The sequence below is a fragment of the Flavobacterium gyeonganense genome (assembly GCF_029625295.1).
Lineage (GTDB): Bacteria > Bacteroidota > Bacteroidia > Flavobacteriales > Flavobacteriaceae > Flavobacterium > Flavobacterium gyeonganense.
In genome coordinates this window covers 4,505,803-4,526,963 of sequence record NZ_CP121112.1, presented here as the reverse complement: position 1 = coordinate 4,526,963, position 21,161 = coordinate 4,505,803, and the positions used below count along the sequence as shown (strand labels likewise).

Sequence of the window (21,161 nt, the reverse complement as noted above, 5' to 3'; positions counted from 1 at the left end):
TCTGGTTTACAAAAGTTTTGGTAAATTCTCCATTGAGGTTAATCAATATCTTAGTTCAAAGCCTATTTATATTTTAAACAATCACCTAATTTCTTTTAAAATACTTTCAGCAATTTTATTATAATCATTGTTGTAATGATGCGAACCCGGTAACTCAATAACTTTAATTTCAGATTCTGAAAATCGTTTACGGGTTTCAGAATCTTCTTCATTTCCAAAATAACAAATTGGGTTGTACGGTTTTATTTTCTTCATTTCAGCAATCACATTATAATTGTCATTCGAACTTCCCATACTCAGCATATCGGCAATATGAATTTCAAAATCTGCTTTTATATCTGGCGATAAAGAGTAAACCCTTTTTAACTTTTCTTTTAAAGGCTCTGTAAAATTTGCTGCTACAAATGGCACTATGGAGGCTCCAAATGAATAACCGACAAGAATAAATGTTTTTTTATTCCATTGCTGTAAATAATGCTCAACAGCTTTCGATATAGAATTTGAAGTTTCAAGCGGAGTTTTAGCATTCCAAAAATATTTTTGGGCATCTAATCCTACTACAGCAATTCCTTTCTCTGCCAAAGCTTCACCAACTGACTGATCAAAACTTGTCCATCCGCCATCGCCTGAAATCAAAAAAGCAATAGGTAAATCTTCGTTCTTACCTTTTGCAGGAATTATAGTTAAAGGCATTTCAAAAGGCAAAGGAGTGAGATGTTGTTCTTTTTCTAAAAGATTCTGTTCTGATTTTTGTTTGGTATAAGACAGGTTTAAAATCTCTTTATAAGCCCCAATAAACTGTGGTAACCAATTTTTGGTAACCGAAAAACCATGACCAACTTTAGAAAGCGAAATTAATTTTCCCTGCTTCAGCCCATCCATATATTTCTTAGTATCAGCATAATTACAAACCTGATCAGTAGTTCCCTGAAGCACAATAAAGGGAGCTGTTAACTTTTCTGTTTTATCCAGATAATAGGCTTTTCCTTCCTTTAAAACATGAGAAGTTAGTCCGGAACCGTCACATAATGATCTGTCTGTTTCTATATCGGGACAAAATCCCAGTGCAAGGGCACCGCTAAATGTATTGGCTGGAGCTTGTGCCAGCATACCATAAACCAAAGTTGCTCCTGAGGAATATCCAACTAATATAGGTTTTAAGTACTGTTTCATTTGTACCTTTTTTTGCAAAATCATACTCAGCTCTTCAAAATCACCTGCAGGATAATAACATTTTGATTTTTCTTTTTTAATCTCTTTAAAATAATGCTGAATATCGATCCCGGCAACTAAAGCGCCCTGATTTACTATATTTTTAGCCATTTCAACGACACCGCTGTTCCATCCTCCGTCTCCTGAAACAAACAGAACAACTGCATTAGGCGTTATCTTGGGTCTATAAATCGTAATTTTTCCAAATGCTCCAACCTTTATAGTATCTGATTCAGAAGCAAAAGTACTGGTACTAAAAACAGCAATTAACAGAATGAGTGCTATAATTTTATTCATCTTACTTATTATTTAGCATTATAAAATTGAAAACTATATTTTCTTATGATACATAATAGCTGAAATTACAATAAAATACACATAAAGATTCAACATGAAAATCCTCTGCCACAATCCTTTATAAAAAACAATAAAATTATTTTCATCAGAAGAAAACCGAATTGTAAAAAGCAGCATCGTAATAAATCCTACCGTAAAAATAATCTGTGACAATAAAGTCAAACCGGGTTTATTTTCCTTTGTCATCACCTCCTTCATTACTAAAGGTAAAATCAATGCTGCAATAACACCAATACCTCCTGCTATATCATGCATTACAAACGAATCGGTCATTTTTCCGGCTATTCTGTCTGCTTTAAATACACCGGAACCTATTCCTTCTCCTAATCCGTAAAGGATAAGCAGCAGGGAAGCCAGTCTTACATTTTTATGATTGCTTCCGAATGCTTTTCTAAAAACGATTCCGAAGAAAATAAATGCAACTCCAATAAATATCCACCATGCCGAAATGAATTCTGACACTGGACTTTCTGAAGCCCCTAAAGAACTCATAGTCATTTTTAACTGACTGTATCCCGGATAATAAAGCCCTGCCAGAAACAATACAATAATATCCAAAATACAAATAGTAATGCAGATTATAGCTGTAATTTTTACCAAATATAAACGTGCTACTTCCATAATCCGTATCTCCTATGGTTTTACCACTTTATTTAAAACTATCGGAGCCTGGAGTAAATCATAATCATGAGAATAAACTAAGTATTTATTGTACCAAACCGGAGAAAATTTCTCCTTAAAATCGCGTAATCCTTTATAATGCGAAAAGAATTTTATTCGTTCATAAGCAAACTTCATTGATTTTTCAGGAAAAGTATTTGCCTCTTCTAATCCGCTCATTGCTGCTAACCCGAGATTTACAGATGTGCAGCCCTGAGATTTTAAATATGCAAAAAGTTCTAAAAGGATGAAATCTATGATTCCGTTTGGAGCATCATTCGTTTTACGGATTAAATCATATGTTCCTTCCCCTTTTGCATAATCTGGAATTACATTTAAAAAGGCCACAATTTTTTCTTCGGAATTTTCAACTGTAATAATTGTCTGCTGCTTAAGTTCCTCCCAGTCAAATCTCCCCTGCGAAAAAATAATTTCGGCTCTTCCGGTGCTTGCGAGCCATTCATCACTTACTGCTTTTATTTTTTGCAATAATCCATCTTTTACTGGTGCCGTATGAATTGTAGTTTTAAAACCTTTCTCTTTTACTTTACTTATCGCATTACGAAGGGATTTTTTAGCACTGCCTTCCAAAGTAAATGACGATAAATCTACTACTCCTTCCTGACCGATAAATAAACTCTTTTTGCGGAGCGAATAATATAAATCCAAATTTTCTTCGGGTACACGATAATAAAGGCTTCTTAACCCATTGTCATAACAATAAGCATCAAATTCGAGGATGCATTGTTTCATTGCTGTTACTGATACTGCAACGGGATTTTCAAGTACTACGGCAAAATTATCGGTCACACGATAAGCTAAAAAGGCTTTATTAGAACGGGCAATAAAAATAACTTTATCATCATAGGTTTTAAAATAATCCAAAGAAGAATTTCCATACTGATTCAGGATTTCAATAGCTTTTGCAAAATCATTTTCTAACGCTTCCTTTTTTATGGTATACGGACGAACTAAAGTATAAATCAAAAATCCGAGTGATAAAAATCCACAGCTATTAATCGACAGTAAAAAACGTCTCGCAAAACGATCCAAAGGCACCAAATCTGAGCTCCCTATTAAAAAGTAATTCTGAAGGCCGTATTTGACAGACTCGGCCCAGTTAAAATCAATATTGAAATGTTTCTTATCCAGAAAATAAAACCCCAGAATGCTGTATACCAAAACAGCCGCAATACTCATTAAAACGGTCTTTAAGCCTATACTCTGCAAATGCGAACTGCTTTTTACATAATATTCTTTTCTGGTAACAATTAAACTAATCAAAACGATCAGCGCAACAATCGCTTCTTCATAATCAATCGCTTTTGTAAGGTGTCCAATAACTGAAATACCGGTAAGAAAAACAGCAAACCACCAGGCATTTCTTAGCCCTTTGAGCATAAAAGCCGCGTTAACAAGCATAAATAATCCGGCTGTTATAACAAAATAATTTGAGGCTTTAATAGCCGAAACCGGAATGATATTTTCCAGAGTATGAAGACGTTCAGAAATAGCCGGAGTTAAGACCGATATTATATTGATTAATCCTAATACAAAAAGTAGAAAAGATGGCACGATGCGCATCAACAACTTATTGATATTAAACAGAAATAGTGATGCTCCGGCAAGCAACGGAATCCAGAATTCAAAAAAACGATACAAAAAAGTAATGGCTATAGCATTGACATTTGAAAAGCCAAATTGTATCAGTATAAAACTCATTGAAATTTCGATAGCGCCAAGCCCGCGCAGAAAGGGAGAAACAATCAGGAATATCACCGAAATAATGTACCCCATTATGGCTGCAGATAATGATGGTGTAAAGCCTAAAGCAATCATAGCGATATACAAATGCGCAATTCCGACAAACTCAATTAACACCGAAAAAAAGACAACCAGCCAGAATTTTTGTTTATTGATCCGATTGTTCTGCAAATCATCCATAAATACTTCAGCAGACGGAAAAAACTTTACAATAAGGCGGTATACATTGCTTTTCTTTAAAATTGATTTATAACTATAAAAAATTAAGATTCCCAATACCGCAACAGCTCCAAATGCATACCATTCTCCTGCCCCTAAAGTGCCCTGAAATAAAGAATACAATAAAGCAGGGATTGCTACAATAATTACAGAAAGGATTCCGACAAAACCATATAGTATTGAGGCAAAATGAATTTGAGTCTGCTTTACCCCTTTTTTTTCAATGGATTTTGTAAAAAATGCCAAAGAAGAAATTCCGCCTGCCGGTAAAAAAACACTCACAAAATTTCGTTTAAGAAATAAAACAACGGATTGCCTGAATGAAATCTTACTTTGTATCGCTTTAAAAGAAGCAAAATACATCAGTGCCTGAAGGAGGATATAGATTCCGGATAAGGTAATGCCGAATAAAACCCAAAAAATGCCCGCATCTGCAATTACATTTTTTACTTCTTTAAGCTCTGAATTTTCATGTTTGATAAACCAGATTCCAACTCCAATAAAGAAAAGAGTGAATACAAACTGCCTTATAATTTTATCATTTTCCCGTAAAAAAGAAATACCTTTTGTTTCTTTAAAATAATCTGAAAACATATTGAAAATGGTTGGTACTTTCATATTTATCTTATTGATAATTTAGTTATGAAAATCAAATTTAGGCGTACATAAATGTACAATAAATATCTATTTGTAAAAGAGTTGTCTCTTTATTTTTCAATACAGGGACGATATAATATTCAGACTATTTTTTATATTTGAATAAATTCCGTTTACAATTTTAATTTAATAAGAGCAAAAATCTATGAAGCTATTTTTTACTAAAACACTCTTACTTTTAATGTTGTTAAGTTTATTTTCCTGTGAAACTAAGAATTCAAAACCAAAACCAAAGCCTTATAAAGCGGGCGTAATTTTATCTTTTGATGATGCTTATGTTGATGAATGGTACGAAGCTGATCAGGCTTTAAAAAAATATTCATGGAAAGCCACTTTTAATGTCTGCCGAATAGATTCTATAGGAGCTCCACAAATCAAAAAACTGCTGGAAATGCAAAAATACGGACACGAGATTGCCGGACACGGTTATCACCATTATAATGCTGTTAAATTTACACAGGAATACGGAATTTCCCAGTATATGAATCAGGAAATAAACCCTATGATCACCTCTCTGAAAAATAAATCCTTTAAGACTACTTCATTTGCTTATCCATATGGAGAAAGATCGGAGTCTCTTGACAGGGCATTATCACCTAAATTTAAGATCATAAGAGGCCGTGCATTTGGAGGAGAGATTCCTGAAAAGCAGGACAGCTATTTCAACAATTCGAAAATTGTATTTGCTTTTGATATTGATAACAGCCATATTCATTTTAGTATTCCTTATCTTCTCGAACTATTACATTACGCTAAAGAAAATAATAAAATTTTAATACTGTGCGGCCACAAACCTGTTAAAGAAATAACTGAAAATTATCAGACCAAAATAGAAACACTCGAATTTATCTGCAAATACATGAAACTAAATGATCTTAAGTTTTACAAACTTTCTGATTTGGATAATTTGCTTCCTCAGAAACAATAATTAATTTTTGGGTTTGGTTAGAAAATTTTGGGTTGTGTCACATCTGTCAGAATAAAATATAAGTTTTTAAATAATTTAAAAGTTAAACTGCCAATTTACAAAATGCCATCGAAGTCACTTAAGGAAACAACTAATGTCACTTTTTTTAATACCCATTTCAAGTCTTTAAAACCTAAAATTTTAAGGTTTAATTTCTCAGAAAGGAATTTTTAGTCTCTTTAAAAAAAAGCCCTCCATTTTAAAATGAGAGGGCTTCCGTTTGTTTTCTACAATTTATCGCCAACCTAATTCTGGTGCAACGTGCTCCAAAATTGATGATAAAATATGTATATTGTACTCGACTCCTAAAGTGTTCGGAATAGTCAGAAGAATGGTATCTGCTTCCTGTATAGCTTCATCCTGAGCCAGCTCTGCTATTAACTTATCCGGCTCCGCAGCATAACTTTTTCCAAATACTGCTCTTTTATCACGTTCAATATAGCCAAAACTATCAGCTCCTTTTCCTTGCGAACCAAAATAATAGTTATCCTGATCATTCATTAATGCAAAAATCGAACGACTTACAGAAATCCTTGGTTCACGTTCATGTCCTGCTTTTTCCAGGATTCCTTGTACAATCGTATCTGGTCTGCCTGCTGAATATGAAAAGGTTTGCCATTCTCATCATACTTAAGTGTAGAACTTTGCAGATGCATGCCGTTTTCTGCAGCCCACACAGCAGTTGCGTTAGATGCAGCGCCCCACCATATCCTTTCTCTCAATCCTTCTGAATGTGGTTCGATACGCAATAATCCCGGTGGATTTGGAAACATTGGATACGGATTTGGTTCTGCAAATCCTTCCCCTTTTAATCCTTCTAAAAATTGTAATGCTTTTTGTCGTCCCATGTCTGCATCTGTTTCATTTTCATTAGGTTCATAACCAAAATAACGCCAGCCGTCTATAACCTGCTCTGGTGATCCTCTGCTTATTCCTAATTGTAAACGCCCTCCCGATATTAAATCGGCAGCACTGGCATCCTCCAGCATGTATAACGGATTTTCATACCTCATATCGATTACACCTGTTCCTATCTCAATTTTATTGGTTTTGGCACCAATCGCAGAAAGTAAAGGAAAAGGTGAAGCTAGCTGCTGTGCAAAATGATGTACCCGAAAATAAGCTCCGTCTATACCTAATTCTTCTGCTGCTACAGCTAAATCGATTGATTGGAGAAGTGTATCTCCCGCTGTACGAGACCCGTAGGATGGATTATTTGACCAATGTCCAAATGATAAAAATCCTATACTCTTCATAATCACTTATTTTTTTACTATTTCAAATATACGCATCAAAACTTAGTAATTTATACAATATGAAATTTTGTGTATTACTGGTCAATTCATATACTCTTTTATATCCTCATAATTAGAGAGATTTACTTTTAAATACCATTAGCTTTTCTCTTGTCATTTCATTTATCGTATACGATATTCCGCCCATTCCAAGACCAGAAGCGTCTCTTCCGCCAAACGGCATCCAATCCACTCTAAAGGCGGTATTGTCATTTATCATAACAGCTGTAGCGTTTAGTTTTTTTGTCGCATCTAATGCAACATCAATATTTTTTGTAAAAACAGCGGCCTGAAAATGAACTTCTAAAGCATTTGCTTTTTTTATGGCCTCTTCCCTACTTGCGAAAGCATATATACAGACAACAGGACCAAAAATCTCGTACTTTGATACTTTAGAATCTTCTGATGGATTTAGCAAAACTGTTGGCTGAAACGTGGTGTCAGAAATACGTTTTCCGCCAGCTATTAATTTAGCGCCTTCTTCAATTGCTTCATTAACCCATTCCTCGACACGATTAACTTCTTTGGGTGTTATAAGCGAACCTACATCTGTATTTTCATCAAAAGGATTTCCAACAATTAATTTTTGCACTGCCTCAGAAAACTGGTCCACAAAAAGGTCCACAATTTCCTGATTTACATAAATCTTCTGAACTGAAACACAAACCTGACCTGCATGATAAAAGCCACCTTTTACCAAATCGGGAATCATTTCGCTAAAATCAGCATCACTTTCTACAATTACAGGAGCGGCGCCACCATGTTCTAATGCAGCACGTGTTCCCGGAGACAATTTGCTTTTTAACGACCAGCCTACTTTTGCAGAACCAATAAAAGTCAGGAAATTTATTCTCGGATCTGTCACTAACAATTCTGCGGTTTCATTGTCACATAAAACTACTTGCAGCCATCCTTCGGGTAAACCAGCTTCTTTTAAAATATCGGCCAAAGCAATACCTGATAATGGCGTACTGCTTGCTGGTTTAAATATGACCGGACAACCCGCCGCAACAGCGGTAGCAATTTGATGTACTGCTAAATTTAATGGATGATTAAATGCACTGACAGCTGCCACAACTCCAATAGGTTCTTTTGATGTAAAAGCAATTCTGTTTACAGAAGCTTCTGTAAGCCCCATCGGAATTTGTTCTCCTTTGATGTGCAATATATGTTCCGCTGCTAATTTCACGCCTTTTATAGCTCTCAGAATTTCTGCTTTTGAGTCTTTATAAGGTTTTCCGCCTTCACTGATAGCAATATGAATTAGTTCTTCACTTCTGTCCTTCATTATTAAAGCTGCTTTTTCTAATATTTCAATTCTTTTAAAAGCAGAAATCCAATTTTGCTGATCAATAAATAAGTTGTAAGCAGTAGTCAATATCCTTTCAACGCTACCTTTATCAATTAAGGGCAATTCTTTTACAACACTTTGATCGTATGGGAAAATTATTTTAGTGGTATTTTTCATAAATGTTTTTTTAATAGGTAAATCTAAAAATCCTGCTCTTACTATCTAAAATTAATGTAACAGGGGTTTGTTACTTAAATTTAGTCAAATTGTTGATAAAAACAATGTGTTTTCTTATTTAAAAATCCTCTATTATAATTCTGAATTTATTGCTCCTGCTTCAATTCTTGAGGTAATAGAAAAAGAAGCCGAATCAACTAAATCGGCTTCTTTTTCTTTTAAAAACATTTACAAACTATTTCCTGTAGTTCAAATCTTCCCTTATTTGTTATCAATACGGCCTTTTGCGCCTGGAATATTATTGAGTTGCTTTTGTGCATCAGCCCAACTTGCATCTTTTGGGTTTAAGGCACTACGCAGGTAAGCAAGAATACATTGGTTTACGAATTCAACCCTTTCCGGACTTTCATCGGTCGTTTCATTAGAATCGTATCCTGAGATTCCGCCAAAAATATGTTCTGCATCATATACTGTCAGCAGGCTATTATGTCCGGGGCTTAAATAATATCCGTCAGCGCGCCAGTTGTCAACTTCCGAGAAGTTCGGATTTATATCTTTATCACCATTTACTACAAGCACTGGGTGGATCATGGTCGAAAAGTCAGCATTATTTAGCACAGGATAATGTTCTTTGGCTGATTGGACAAGGCCCGCAGGAGCACCGGGTGCCCCTATCATCACAAAAGCCTTCAAACGCTTTTCAATGGCATTTACTTTTTTAGCTGTGACCGGATCAGTAACCTGCATTCCGGCCAGCATACTGACCGTATGTCCTCCCATGGAATGTCCAACCACGCTTATCTCATCTTTGTTGACACGATTGCTCAGTCCTGGAACTTTAGAGAGAATCTGATCCAGGCTGTCAATGATAAATGTAATGTCGTTGGGGCGTGAACTCCAAAACAGCGGAGCTTCAGGAAGGTTGGCGTCGAGTGCCAGTAATTTTGAATTTTGGTGCGTTGGCTGAATAACCACAAATCCATTTTTTGAAAAGAAGTCGGTCATTGGTCCATATCCATACATTGAAGAAAGGAAGTTTGATCTACCATGACCATGGGAAAGAATAAGAACAGGCAGGTTACCACCTGTTGCGGGTGCAGTTACTTTCATCTGAAGGTCAATGTGACGGTTCGCTACAGGCATTACAATTGGACCGTAAGACATTACGGGAGTTTCGGAATTTTTCATTTTATTATAAATTTTTATTTTAATTGTTGGATGCGGAACAAACCTTTTCCTGAGCAAATAAGCCAAAAGATATTAGGCACGAAGCAGCGATCCAGATAACTGCTTTAGATTTTAGTATTGAAGTTGTCATGAAATATTTATTTTTAATTACATGACAAAGTTCCATAAGTAATCATGCTGAATAATAACCGAACCGGGGGAATGCTTAACCGAAATGAATCTCGTCTTATTACAGCAAAATACAGGTAATGCGGCCGGAAACACGCACTGGTTTAAACTGGACACAAGCAGACAAAAAAAATACGGCGTTTAGCCGTATTTGGTAATCATGTATACCCTGTGAAACATAATCAAATGTGCATTATGGTCAATTAAACATTTGTCTAAATTCAACCGGTGATACTTTTGCTTTCATCTTGAAAAAACGACTGAAAGACTGCGGATGCTCAAAGCCAAGGTCAAAAGCGATTTCCGCTATAGTTAATGAGGTTAGAGACAGCTTTTCTTTAGCCTTTTCTACGAGTTTGTTGTGAATGTGTTGCTGGGCATTCATACCTGTCAATGATCGAAGCATGTCGCTAAGGTAGCTTGATGAAACATTAAGCTGTTCTGATAGGAATTGTACTGTCGGAATACCCTGGCTCGCTGTCTTTTCATTGTCAAAGTAATCGTCCAGCAAAGCTTCAAGACGCTCCAGTGTATTATTGCTGACCATTTTACGTGTAATGAACTGACGTTTATAGAACCTGTTGGCATAATTCAAGAGCAGTTCAATTTGTGATAACACGACTTCCTGACTGAATTCATCAACACGACTATTGAGTTCTTGTTCGATGATATGAAAGACCGACAGAATAATTGTCTTTTCGCTTTCAGACAGATGTAGTGCTTCATTGGTGCCGTAGCTGAAATAGCCATACTGCTTGATTTTACGTGCCAGCGGAAAACCGTGAAGAAAATCAGGGTGGATCAGCATTGTATAAAAGGATAAGTCTTCTGTATCTGCATCACCATCACTTCCGATGACCTGGTTAGGTGAAGCGAACAATAAACCTCCTTCATCAAAATCATAAAAGCTCTGTCCATAACGCACCTTCCCACTCATTGCTGTCTTGAATGAAATTTTGTAAAAATGCAATACATGAGCACCTGAGGGCCGATTTGAAGCTCTCAGATCTTGTGCATTCAAAATACTTATAAGCGGATGTTGCGGAGCTGGCAGCCCAAAAGCCCTGTGTATATTGGTAATCGATTCGAAATCTTCATTATTTCTGTTTTCTTTTTTCATAATGATACATTATAATACTGGTCAACATTGGAGACAAAGCAAAGTTATATATAGAGCAATAAATTTCCGTAACTTAAATGAGTACTTTTGTAACCAAAATGAAAAAAGTTCTTTTCTTACATAATCAGGAATTACATTTAAAAAAGCGATAATTTTTGTCATGATTTGTGTTAAATACTGGCAAGGTATTACTTCTGTAAATTACAGTGGGTTTACAATAAATCTGTTGTCAATATTGTCTCTTGAATTGCCAATTAAATAAGAGCAACTCATTATAAATAGTTCAAATATTACGTCAAATCCTCCTCTTTCGAATTAATTTAGTACATCAACCTTTTCCAGCAGATTTAGTTTAGAATGCAGATGATAGTTATTTTTTCATCAACAGACCAGAATCTGTTTAGATATTTAGAATAAGCCAGAAAAAACATTTTTTATAGAATTCGCGATTGAAATTAAATTGTTTTTTATTACCGAGATTGATTAGTTTTGTTATTTAGGTTAAACGGCAGAATATATTTTTAAATTCATAGCTTAATTCTTTCGTTACCACAAATAAGATTGGATCTTTTGTTGACAATAAAAAAAATAAAATGAGGTTTAAAAACAAATTAATTGTAATTATATTTATTTGCATTCAATTGCCGGCAATTCTATTAGCACAATCACAGAAACATTCCGTAACTGTAACTTCTCCGGATAAAAAAATCGTAGTTCAAATTGAACAAACCAGCTTAAATACAATTGAATACAGTTTTCGGGCTGATAATCATTTATTGATAAAACAATCTAAGCTTGGGTTAGAATCACCAAACAATATTCATTGGAATAAAGTCATTAATTCATCTGTAAAAAGTGTCTGGAAACCTGTTTGGGGAAAAAGGAAAAATGTACCTGATCATTACAATCAGGTCATAATAGATTTCACTTCTTATCAAATAAAAGTAAGAGTGTACAATGACGGAATGGCTTTCAGATATGAAGGGTTAACTTCTGAGAAAGAATTCACAGAATTTAATTTTGCAGACAACTACTCTGCCTGGTATTATAATGGAGAAAGACATAATATAGGTCCTGAAAAGTTATCTGAAGCAGATAATGTCCGTGAACCTGTTATGGTTGTCAAAGCTGCAGAAAATAGTTATATGGCAGTGCATGAAGCCAATCTTGAAAGTGGTGAGCCCTTACTTTTACAGCCAAAAAAGGAAACAACTTTGTTTTCTGTACCTTCTAAAAATGCCAAAGCATGGAGAGTTATAATATACGGAAGAACTCCTGGAGATTTAATTGATTCACACCTGATCGAATTACTCAATCCTGAACCAGCGAAAGCAGCAGATTTTTCTTGGGTTAAACCCGGGGTTGCTGTATGGGATTGGCGTATTGACGGTGCAGTAGCCGATGGATTTAAATATGAAATGTCATTGGAATCATGGAAACGAATGGTTGATTTAGCTTCTACAAATAAAATGAAATCTTTGGTATTAGACGCCAACTGGTATGGTGAAGAATTTAGTAAAGAATCGGATCCTTTAAAAGGAGGCAAAGTTGAACAAGTACATCAGATAATTGCTTATGGAAAACAAAAAAATGTTGGCATTTGGCTGTATCTGAATGATGTTGGAGGAAAAAATTATCCTTTAGAAAAAACATTAAAACAATACGGAGACTGGGGAGCTGCCGGTGTAAAATATGGTTTTATGCAAGGCAGTCCGGAGGAAAAAAATATACACACACAACATATAACAAAAATTTGTGCGGAAAACCATTTAATGGTCGATTTTCATGATGGGCCTGTTCATCCATACGGACAAATGAGAACCTGGCCTAACGCAGTGACACGTGAGTTTTGTCAGGCACAGTCGGATGCACGAAGAGTATTTCAACCGAAAACCTTTGTTACATCTGTATTTGTGAACATGATAGCAGGCCCGATTGATATGAACAACGGCACTTTTGATATGGAGCAAAAAGGAAGAGTTGACAATCCAATGCCGGTACCTTCTACAATTACGGCAGAGGCAGCACGCACGCTTATAACATTTTCAGGAGCAACTATTATTCCTGATATTCCTGAAAACTACAATAAGTATCCGGAATTATTAAAGTTTATTAGTGCACAACAACAGCCTTGGCAGGAAAGTAAAACAATTAGCGGAGAAATCGCTCAATATATTGTTATGGCGCGTCAGGCAGCAGATGGAAACTGGCTGATAGCTGCTGCTACCAACGAAGATGCCCGTTCACTTCGTATCCCACTTTCGGTATTAGGAATAGGAAAAGGCAATTACAAAGCAATGATCATACAGGACGGAAAAGATGCCGATTTCAGAACTAATAAAGTAAGCCATGAAACTATTTCTAAAAAAGTTACCAGCAGCGATTTTATCGATATTAAACTAGCTCCTGGCGGAGGGGCTTGTATTTTATTTGAAAAATAAATTACTTTTAACATTCAGCAATAAAAACCGTCTTAACAGACGGTTTTTATTTATACTTACAGAAATACGGCAACAGATTGACCTACTTTTTTAATTTATCTGAGGTGTCTTTAAGTACTTTTGTACTATCTCGATTCGTTGTAATAGAATCAAGGTTTTTTCCGTCACTGCCAACTCCTCCACTTATATTATTTTTACATGAAAAAAGTAATCCGGTAAATACAGCGATTAATATCAATTTTGAATTAAAGTGTATCTTCATAATCTTAAATCATTTTTAGAATTTGTACGATTAATTTTTTTTCTAAACCAAAATTTGAATTCGAATATTTTAAAGTTATTAAGCATTCATGTTTTTTCCTTATAATATTTGCTGGTTGATTTTCAAAATTTTAATTGATTTTAACTTTATTCTACAATAAATTGATTTCCAATTGTTCTAATCTAAAACAAAGAGATAAACTATTGCAGCCTATTTTTTTGTACATTCTGTGTCACAAATTATTTTTTTTTCGTAAATTAATAAAGAAATATTACAAAGTTCAATTCTAAAAAGGAAAACTAAAAGCAACTTTTTAAAGGAAAATAAAACACTAAAAATCAATGTTTTATATTTTAAAAAAAATAAAATATAAAAATTCGATATTAAGTTTGTAGCCGCAAAATGCAATTTAACCGTAATGATACAGAAATCATTGAAAATACTATCTGGTAATTAATTAAAAACAGCGAATTTTCAAAAATAGCAAAGATGAATGTACACGTAAATGAAGGCGAATATCATAAATTATCTTTTTTGAATTCGAAAACAAAAACCACGATTTTCATTGCAATTTTATATGTTATAATAGCAAAAACCTCCAGTTTTGCTTTTATACCTGAAACAAAAATTGCCCCATTTTTTCCAGCTGTTGGTTTTAGCATAGCTGCGGCCATCATTTTAGGAAGAAATGCAATTTTTGGTGTTCTTCTGGGAAGCTTCTTATTTACTGTATGGTTATTTGAGCCTAACATTAGAAGTGCCACTACTTTTGAAAAATTATTAGAGATATTTTCATTTTGTATTTTGAGACCTATACTTATTGGGCTTAATGCCTTTACTGTATCCTATTTAATACAGGTTTGGTGCAAAAGCAAATATCCGTTTGACAAAGGTATTAATGTATTATATTTCACTTTTGCCTGCCTGGTTGGCAGTATTCTTAGTATATCTTTGGGTATCATTTTTCTTACTGTAACTCCATTTGTTAATATTAATAATTTCATTTCAATCTGGCATACCCTTATTAGGTCAAATATTTTGGGAGCTGTTTTATTTACTCCGTTTGTACTGTCCTGGCTATACAAAACTACAGAAGATACGCACTGGACTTTTAATAAAAAAATAGAAGTAATAGCTCTTACTTTACTTACAATAACAGCCTCTGTGTTTGTATTTACCAACAATGCGCACAATGAGTCTATTATTCTTTTTTTCTCGTTTGGGCGGCATACCGCTTTAACCTAAAAGTTATAACTCTTATAGTTGTATTAGTAACTATTATTTCTTTATATGGAACATCGCTCTATGCTGAATCTCATAATTATAAATGGTCATACAGCTTTTTCATGCTACAGCTTTTTCTGTTTGTTAATTTTGTTTCGATACTTTTTTTGCATGGCATACTCGAAGAAAAGCGTAATAAAACAAATAAATTAAGTGAAAGTGAATATAAACTTAATATTGAAAAAAACATTTTAGAAGCAACTATGCAAAGCCCAAACGGCATGAGTATATTTACACTAGACACTAACTTTAAGTACATCAATTTTAATTTAACTCATAAAAATAATATGAGGGATCTGTACGGATCTGATATTAAAACGGGTGACAATATGTTTGAATACATTAATAATACGAAAGCAAGAAAACAGATACAGAAAATTTACCAGTCTGTACTAAACGGAAATATTCATATAGAAGAAGACAAGGAGAAAAACCATTTAGGAAATTACTGGAACAACTTCATATCTCCAATAATAGACAAAGATAATAGTATCATTGGTATAAGTACTATTTCTATCAATGTAACCAAACAGAAATTAAACGAAACAGAATTAGAAAAAAGCAATCAGATTTTAAATAGACGTATTAAAGAAATTACATGTTTACAGAATATTTTTGAAATCAATAGTGATGATTCGCTCTCAATAACAGATATGATTGCCAGTTGTGTAAAAATTATTCCAAATGCATTTCAATTTCCCGAAAGTACCAATTGCAGAATTATTGTTCCTGAATACGAGTATACGGCTAAAGACAAAGAAACTCACTGGTCTATCCGGAAAGCAATAATATTAAACGGAGAAGAATATGGCAGATTAGAAATAGGCTCCTTGAAGCAAAGTGACGGTTCTGTCAGTTATATAAAGGAGCAAATCGATCTGATAGGAGCTATAACTAATATTTTGTCCAAATCATTTGAAAATCATTTTGCAAAAGAAAACCTAAAAATAAGTGAAGAAAAATTCCGATCATTTTTTGAAAACGTGATGGATGTTTATTTTATATCTTCTCCGGAAGGTAATTTATATGAAGTTAGCCCATCCATCATTAATTACCTTGGTTATACAAGGGAAGAAATGCTAACTATAAATATGAGTGACCTATATGTTAACCCGGATGAAAGAAAAAAACTCAAGAAGGAACTGATTGCAAATGGTGAAGTAAAAGATTATGAAATTGAATTGATTAAGAAAAATGGCCAGGTTAGCTCCTTTTCTATGACTGCAAAACTAATTTACAATAAAAAACTGAATGTGTCAAATTTTGAGGGTACAGTACGCTCTTTGGATGAATGGAAACAGAACCAGTTATTAATCAGTCAACAACATCAGAAAATAGAAAAAAGCGAACAGGACTTCCGTATTTTATTTGAAAATGTTCAGGATGTCTTCTTCAAAACAGATCTTAAAACCAACACCATATTAGATGTAAGTCCGTCATGCAGCTATTTCAATGGTATAACAAGAGAAGAACTTATTGGGCAATCCATTTATAACATATACCCTGACATAGACCAATTAAATCAAATGACAGAAATAATAACTATAAATGATGAGATTATTGATTTTAACAACGAAATTATTATAAAGAACCAGCATTATTACGTTTCAATCAATGCTAAAGTAGTTCGTGATGCAAAGGGGAAGCCAGAATTCTTAGTTGGTGCTTTACGAAACATTACGGAGCGAAGAGTAGCTGAAGAAAATTTAAAGATAAGCGAAGAAAACTTCCGTTACATCTATGAAAGTTTTGAAGATATATATTTCAGAAGAGATTTGTACGGTACTGTAATGGAAATCAGTCCATCCGTAGAAAAACACTTTTATTTGAGTCGGGAATCTGTTATAGGAAGCAATTTTAAAAATTTTTATTATAATCCTGATGATGCTGATAAATTTATCAAAACCCTTATTGCAGAAAAAGAAGTTAATGATTTTGAAAAGCGCCTGCTAAACAATCATGGAGAAATTTTGTACTTTTCTGTAAATGCAAAGCTCCGTTATGTCGATGAAATGCCCTCCTATATTGAGGGAACTATGAGAAATATTAGTGAAAGAAAAAAACTGAATTAGAAATAGAATTAGCTAATGAGAAAATTAAGGAAAGTGAAAAAAATACCGTACTATTTTTGAAAGCGTACGAGATGTTTTCTTTAGAGCATCGGTAAAAGATCAAAAAATAATAGATATTAGTCCTTCCTGCTCCTATTTTAACATTCAGCAGGAGGAAGTCATAGGCAGCAACTTTGCCGATTTTTATTATGATCCAGAAGACAGAAAGTATATACTTGAGGAATTAAAAAGTGTGGGGGAAATAAAAAACTATGATGTACAAATAAAAGTCAATACCATACTATATACAGTTTCTGTCAATGCCAGAATAATCGTTGATGAAAATAATGAGCCAGACTATATTGTAGGTTCAGTACGTGATATAAGTGATAAAATAGAAACTGAAAAAAATCTAAAAGTAAGTGAGGAAAAATTTAGATCAATCTATGAAAACTTTCAGGATATATATATGAAAATTACTATGGAAGGAATCCTCCTGGATGTAAGCCCGTCGTTTGAAAAGAATTTCCAGATTCCAAGTTCAGATATTATAGGAAAATCAGTGTTCGATTATTATCACAACAAAAAAAACAAGGCCCTTTTCTTAAAAAAGTTAAAAACAAATGGCCATATTTCTGATTTTGATGTTCAGCTATATGATCCGCAAGGGAAACCTTTATATTTTTCTATAAATGCTCATGTTTTATATGACAAAAAAGGAATGCCTGTAAATATTGAAGGAACAATGAGAAATATCAATGAACGAAGACATATGCAGGATGAGATGCTTTCTAAAAACAGGAGACTTGAATTTCAAAACACCGAGCTGGAACAATTTGCTTACATTGCATCCCATGATTTACAAGAGCCATTAATCACTGTGAGTCATTGCTCTCAATTACTTGAAGAAGAATTGACTGGTAAATTAGATGAAGATCAGCAGCATTATTTAGGTTTCATTCGTAGTTCCACTTTAAGGATGCAGTTATTAGTCAAAGGACTTTTAGATTATTCCAGAATTGGGAAAGAAAGAAAAAAACAATTATAGATTTCAACACTATTGTTGCAGATGTAATCCTGGATATGAAAAGCAGCATTGACGAGAGTAATGCTATAATAGAATATGAAAATCTGCCAACAATTGAAGCTAATGCCACCGAAATGAGACAGTTATTTCAAAATTTGATTAGTAACAGCATCAAATTCAGAAAAAAAGATGTAAATCCAAAAATAAAAATAGCAGCAGTAATAGAAGACAAGAAATGGGTGTTCTCAGTTACTGACAATGGAATTGGAATAAAAAAAGAAGATACAGATAAAGTTTTTGTTATTTTTAAACGTTTACATAATCGTAATGAATATCATGGAACCGGAATAGGATTGTCTCACTGTAAAAAAATCATTGAGCATCATAACGGAAGGATTTGGGTCGAATCTAAATATAATGAGGGAAGCACTTTCAAATGGACATTGCCAGTTAACTAAGACAATAAGCGTAACGTAAAGTGAGAACAAAAAGTTATATAAAATGGAAAAGAAATTAAACTGTGTTTTATTAATAGATGATGATTTTGCTACCAATTTTATCAATAAAAAAATCGTACAGAAATCAAATATTGCAGAACACATTCAGGTGGCTCTAAATGGAAAAGAAGCGATTGATTACCTATGCAGTAAAGGAGAATTTGAATCTCAGCATGAAATAAACCTACAGCCAGATTTAATTTTTTTGGACATAAACATGCCTGTTATGGACGGTTGGGAATTTATAAAAAAATATAAAAATCTGATATCTGAAGAACGAAAGAAAAAAATCAGTATTATAATGCTCACGAGTTCTTTCAACCCTGCAGATAAAGCAAAAGCTGATACTATAAAAGAGATAGCTGATTACAGACAAAAAACTTTAAGTGGTACAATGCTCGAGGAAATTGTAAAAAAGCATTTCGAAAAATATTCAGAATAAAGTTTATAATTCTTTTTGCTAAGAAAAAAGGTTCTATCCATACATCGATTACTGCCTCATTTCATCTAACAAATTAATAATAAACGATATTCACCATCATTTTCTTTTGGTGCCCTGTGAATACAAGGAAGTACGAGTTGGTTTGGGTGATCTACAGCCAGACGCCAAAGGTTCCTTAATCCCAAATTAACTGGTTCTGTATCTTCATGCATTCTATAATGCAAATCAAAGTAGTTCTCTGTTAAAAAGTTTTCGAACTCATCCTCTGCTCCATCATGTAACTCTTTTAGCTTTGAGCGGATTTCCGGAATTAGGACTTTTTGCTCTGCTTCTGAATTAGGTATTATATCTCCTGAAGCTCCATGATAGGTACACAAAAAAGTATCTGTTGCAATGGGTGAACGATCAACGTGAAAGGAATACACATCAGTAGATATAAAATCAAATTCATCATCTCGTTCATAACATTTTATTAAGTTAAGAGAAGGTGAAGCTCCAAAATCAGATAATAATTGGAAATCATGTAAAATTATTTTTCTTGCAATGTTCCCTTTTTCTGATAGCTCTATTGTAATTAAATCTTCAGGATAAACTTCTGTTATATTTTCTTTTAAAGTCAATTTAGCTACAATCTCATTAAAATCGCCATCTAAATTTCTATACCAGCATAGCGCATTCATTTCTCCTTTGAAATCTGTTTGTACGAGCTCAGAAAAACTAGATACGATACCTATTTGTCTGCTGGCAGAAAATGTTTTATTCATAGTATAATATTAAAAAGACGAACCAGATATTACAAAATTATGCAATATTAGATACTTGTGATATTTTATAGCTTTAAAACTTTTATTAGTAAATGTTAATAGTTTTAAATAATCGATTACTATATAGCTGCCAATAATAAAATTATAAATTATCATAAAAAAATAGCAGCAGAAAAACTGCTGCTATTTGCGTTATTTTGTTTCTTTACTGTTATAGATACTAAAACTTTTTTATTGTGCTACAACACCAAAAGTTTCCATAACTACACCCCTATTTCTCATTAAAAGTGTATCTTTTGTTTGTGTTGTAATACCCTTTCCTGGGTGATTAATTGTATAATCCAGATAAAGAACATCCCTATCCACATTGCCAAAACTATTCTTCTCTCCTTTTTTTACAAATTTACCCGTTCCTGTAGCAGTAAAAGTAGATGGATCGGATGAAGAAATTGAACAATTGCCATTATCATCAAAGGTAATGTTTAAATTACAAGTATAATCTGCGTTAGCAGCATCTTTTAAAACAACAGGAAATTTCAATCCCTTGAGAGATGTAGAATTTAAATTAACAAGCCATTTTGAAACATTTTCGATTCCAGAATCATAAGTCTGAATGTCTTTTGGACGTCTGACAATTGTAGTATTTACAGCCCCTGTCACTACATCTTTACCCCTTCTAAGATAAAAACCATGCCAGGTATTAATATATTTTACAGCATATAGTATATAATCTTTTGAAACTATATCCCATTGTTTGAGTCTTAATCTCCTTGGTGATGTACCTGCAATAAGTGGCTTCCCTTTTAAAATGGTATCTGCATTAGTAACAGTAGTCATTAGTAATGGTATCACATAATTTGCCTGTAAAGATTGAGGGTCATTAAAAAAGGCATCTGTTAGTTGTACTTCAACCCCTCCTGAAATATCACCTTTTTTAATTACAATTTGATCTGATGCCAAAGTGTAATAATTACGTGGCATAGGAAGGATTGCTCTTACAGGATTTGTTTGCGGGGAAAAAACAAAATTAAACTTATTAGGTATAGTATCTGCAACAACAAAATTAATGGTTACATCTTTTTTATTGTCATACACACCTGATAGTGTAGCCATAATTTTGCATTTATGCTGAAGATCCAAACTATTATCGAATATATCTTCTCCTAAAGTAATAGTCCTGATTGGATACTGATAAGGGAAATATACAGCCGAAAAATCATAATCGTCATATGTGATGGGTTCATTCTCGCATCCTAATATAGATGTTAGTACCAATAAAGCTAAAATTAATTTTTTCATTTTTTGTATCATTAAGTTG

18 protein-coding genes are annotated in these 21,161 nt (G+C 33.7%); 7 read left to right on the top strand and 11 right to left on the bottom strand.

What is annotated here, in order from left to right; genetic code table 11:
* Positions 1–81: 81 nt before the first annotated feature.
* The 3 genes from P5P89_RS19455 to mprF are packed head-to-tail and all read right to left on the bottom strand — an operon-like array spanning position 82 to position 4,830.
* Complete coding sequence (locus P5P89_RS19455) at positions 82–1,509, bottom strand: AcvB/VirJ family lysyl-phosphatidylglycerol hydrolase (protein WP_278009806.1); 1,428 nt, start codon at positions 1,507–1,509, stop codon at positions 82–84.
* 33 nt (positions 1,510–1,542) lie between these two features.
* On the bottom strand, positions 1,543–2,190 hold the full coding sequence (locus P5P89_RS19450) for a DUF998 domain-containing protein (protein ID WP_278009805.1): 648 nt from the start codon (positions 2,188–2,190) through the stop codon (positions 1,543–1,545).
* A gap of 12 nt (positions 2,191–2,202) precedes the next feature.
* Positions 2,203–4,830 (bottom strand): bifunctional lysylphosphatidylglycerol flippase/synthetase MprF, encoded by a 2,628-nt coding sequence (gene mprF / locus P5P89_RS19445; RefSeq protein WP_278009804.1) that lies wholly within the window; start codon positions 4,828–4,830, stop codon positions 2,203–2,205.
* A gap of 184 nt (positions 4,831–5,014) precedes the next feature.
* Here mprF and P5P89_RS19440 point away from each other — a divergent pair, with 184 nt between their 5' ends.
* Positions 5,015–5,797, top strand: coding sequence for a polysaccharide deacetylase family protein (locus tag P5P89_RS19440; RefSeq protein WP_278009803.1), 783 nt, complete (start codon positions 5,015–5,017; stop codon positions 5,795–5,797).
* Between the two features lie 273 nt (positions 5,798–6,070).
* On the opposite strand, the gene P5P89_RS19435 is transcribed toward P5P89_RS19440, so the two are convergent.
* The 5 genes from P5P89_RS19435 to P5P89_RS19415 form a co-directional block, all read right to left on the bottom strand.
* Positions 6,071–6,337: a hypothetical protein gene (locus tag P5P89_RS19435; RefSeq protein WP_278009802.1), complete on the bottom strand. Its 267-nt coding sequence runs from the start codon at positions 6,335–6,337 to the stop codon at positions 6,071–6,073.
* Between the two features lie 20 nt (positions 6,338–6,357).
* Positions 6,358–7,092: an LLM class flavin-dependent oxidoreductase gene (locus P5P89_RS19430; protein ID WP_278009801.1), complete on the bottom strand. Its 735-nt coding sequence runs from the start codon at positions 7,090–7,092 to the stop codon at positions 6,358–6,360.
* Between the two features lie 112 nt (positions 7,093–7,204).
* Positions 7,205–8,599: an aldehyde dehydrogenase family protein gene (locus P5P89_RS19425; RefSeq protein ID WP_278009800.1), complete on the bottom strand. Its 1,395-nt coding sequence runs from the start codon at positions 8,597–8,599 to the stop codon at positions 7,205–7,207.
* A 261-nt stretch (positions 8,600–8,860) separates the two neighbouring features.
* On the bottom strand, positions 8,861–9,844 hold the full coding sequence (locus P5P89_RS19420; RefSeq protein WP_278009799.1) for an alpha/beta hydrolase family protein: 984 nt from the start codon (positions 9,842–9,844) through the stop codon (positions 8,861–8,863).
* A gap of 310 nt (positions 9,845–10,154) precedes the next feature.
* Positions 10,155–11,075: a helix-turn-helix domain-containing protein gene (locus P5P89_RS19415; protein ID WP_278009798.1), complete on the bottom strand. Its 921-nt coding sequence runs from the start codon at positions 11,073–11,075 to the stop codon at positions 10,155–10,157.
* 593 nt (positions 11,076–11,668) lie between these two features.
* Here P5P89_RS19415 and P5P89_RS19410 point away from each other — a divergent pair.
* A complete protein-coding gene (locus P5P89_RS19410) occupies positions 11,669–13,516 on the top strand; it encodes a glycoside hydrolase family 97 protein (RefSeq protein ID WP_278009797.1) in 1,848 nt (615 codons plus the stop codon).
* Between the two features lie 82 nt (positions 13,517–13,598).
* On the opposite strand, the gene P5P89_RS19405 is transcribed toward P5P89_RS19410, so the two are convergent.
* Positions 13,599–13,778, bottom strand: coding sequence for a hypothetical protein (locus tag P5P89_RS19405; protein WP_278009796.1), 180 nt, complete (start codon positions 13,776–13,778; stop codon positions 13,599–13,601).
* Positions 13,779–14,267: 489 nt separating this feature from the next.
* Between P5P89_RS19405 and P5P89_RS19400 the strand changes: the two genes are divergently transcribed.
* The 5 genes from P5P89_RS19400 to P5P89_RS19380 all read left to right on the top strand — a co-directional run bounded on the left by P5P89_RS19400 (position 14,268) and on the right by P5P89_RS19380 (position 19,079).
* Entirely contained in the window at positions 14,268–15,023 is a 756-nt protein-coding gene (locus tag P5P89_RS19400) for an MASE1 domain-containing protein (RefSeq protein WP_278009795.1), read from the top strand.
* 260 nt (positions 15,024–15,283) lie between these two features.
* Positions 15,284–17,134: a PAS domain-containing protein gene (locus P5P89_RS19395; RefSeq protein ID WP_278009794.1), complete on the top strand. Its 1,851-nt coding sequence runs from the start codon at positions 15,284–15,286 to the stop codon at positions 17,132–17,134.
* 52 nt (positions 17,135–17,186) lie between these two features.
* Complete coding sequence (locus tag P5P89_RS19390) at positions 17,187–18,161, top strand: PAS domain S-box protein (RefSeq protein ID WP_278012042.1); 975 nt, start codon at positions 17,187–17,189, stop codon at positions 18,159–18,161.
* A gap of 35 nt (positions 18,162–18,196) precedes the next feature.
* On the top strand, positions 18,197–18,598 hold the full coding sequence (locus P5P89_RS19385; RefSeq protein WP_278009793.1) for a sensor histidine kinase: 402 nt from the start codon (positions 18,197–18,199) through the stop codon (positions 18,596–18,598).
* A gap of 43 nt (positions 18,599–18,641) precedes the next feature.
* Entirely contained in the window at positions 18,642–19,079 is a 438-nt protein-coding gene (locus tag P5P89_RS19380) for a response regulator (RefSeq protein ID WP_278009792.1), read from the top strand.
* 65 nt (positions 19,080–19,144) lie between these two features.
* Here P5P89_RS19380 and P5P89_RS19375 read toward each other — a convergent pair whose 3' ends face one another.
* Positions 19,145–19,843 carry a DUF1826 domain-containing protein gene (locus P5P89_RS19375; protein ID WP_278009791.1) on the bottom strand — a complete coding sequence of 233 codons (699 nt, stop codon included), beginning with the start codon at positions 19,841–19,843 and terminating at the stop codon, positions 19,145–19,147.
* A gap of 231 nt (positions 19,844–20,074) precedes the next feature.
* Positions 20,075–21,142, bottom strand: a complete 1,068-nt coding sequence (locus P5P89_RS19370) for a DUF5627 domain-containing protein (protein WP_278009790.1) — start codon at positions 21,140–21,142, stop codon at positions 20,075–20,077.
* Between the last annotated feature and the right edge of the window lie 19 nt (positions 21,143–21,161).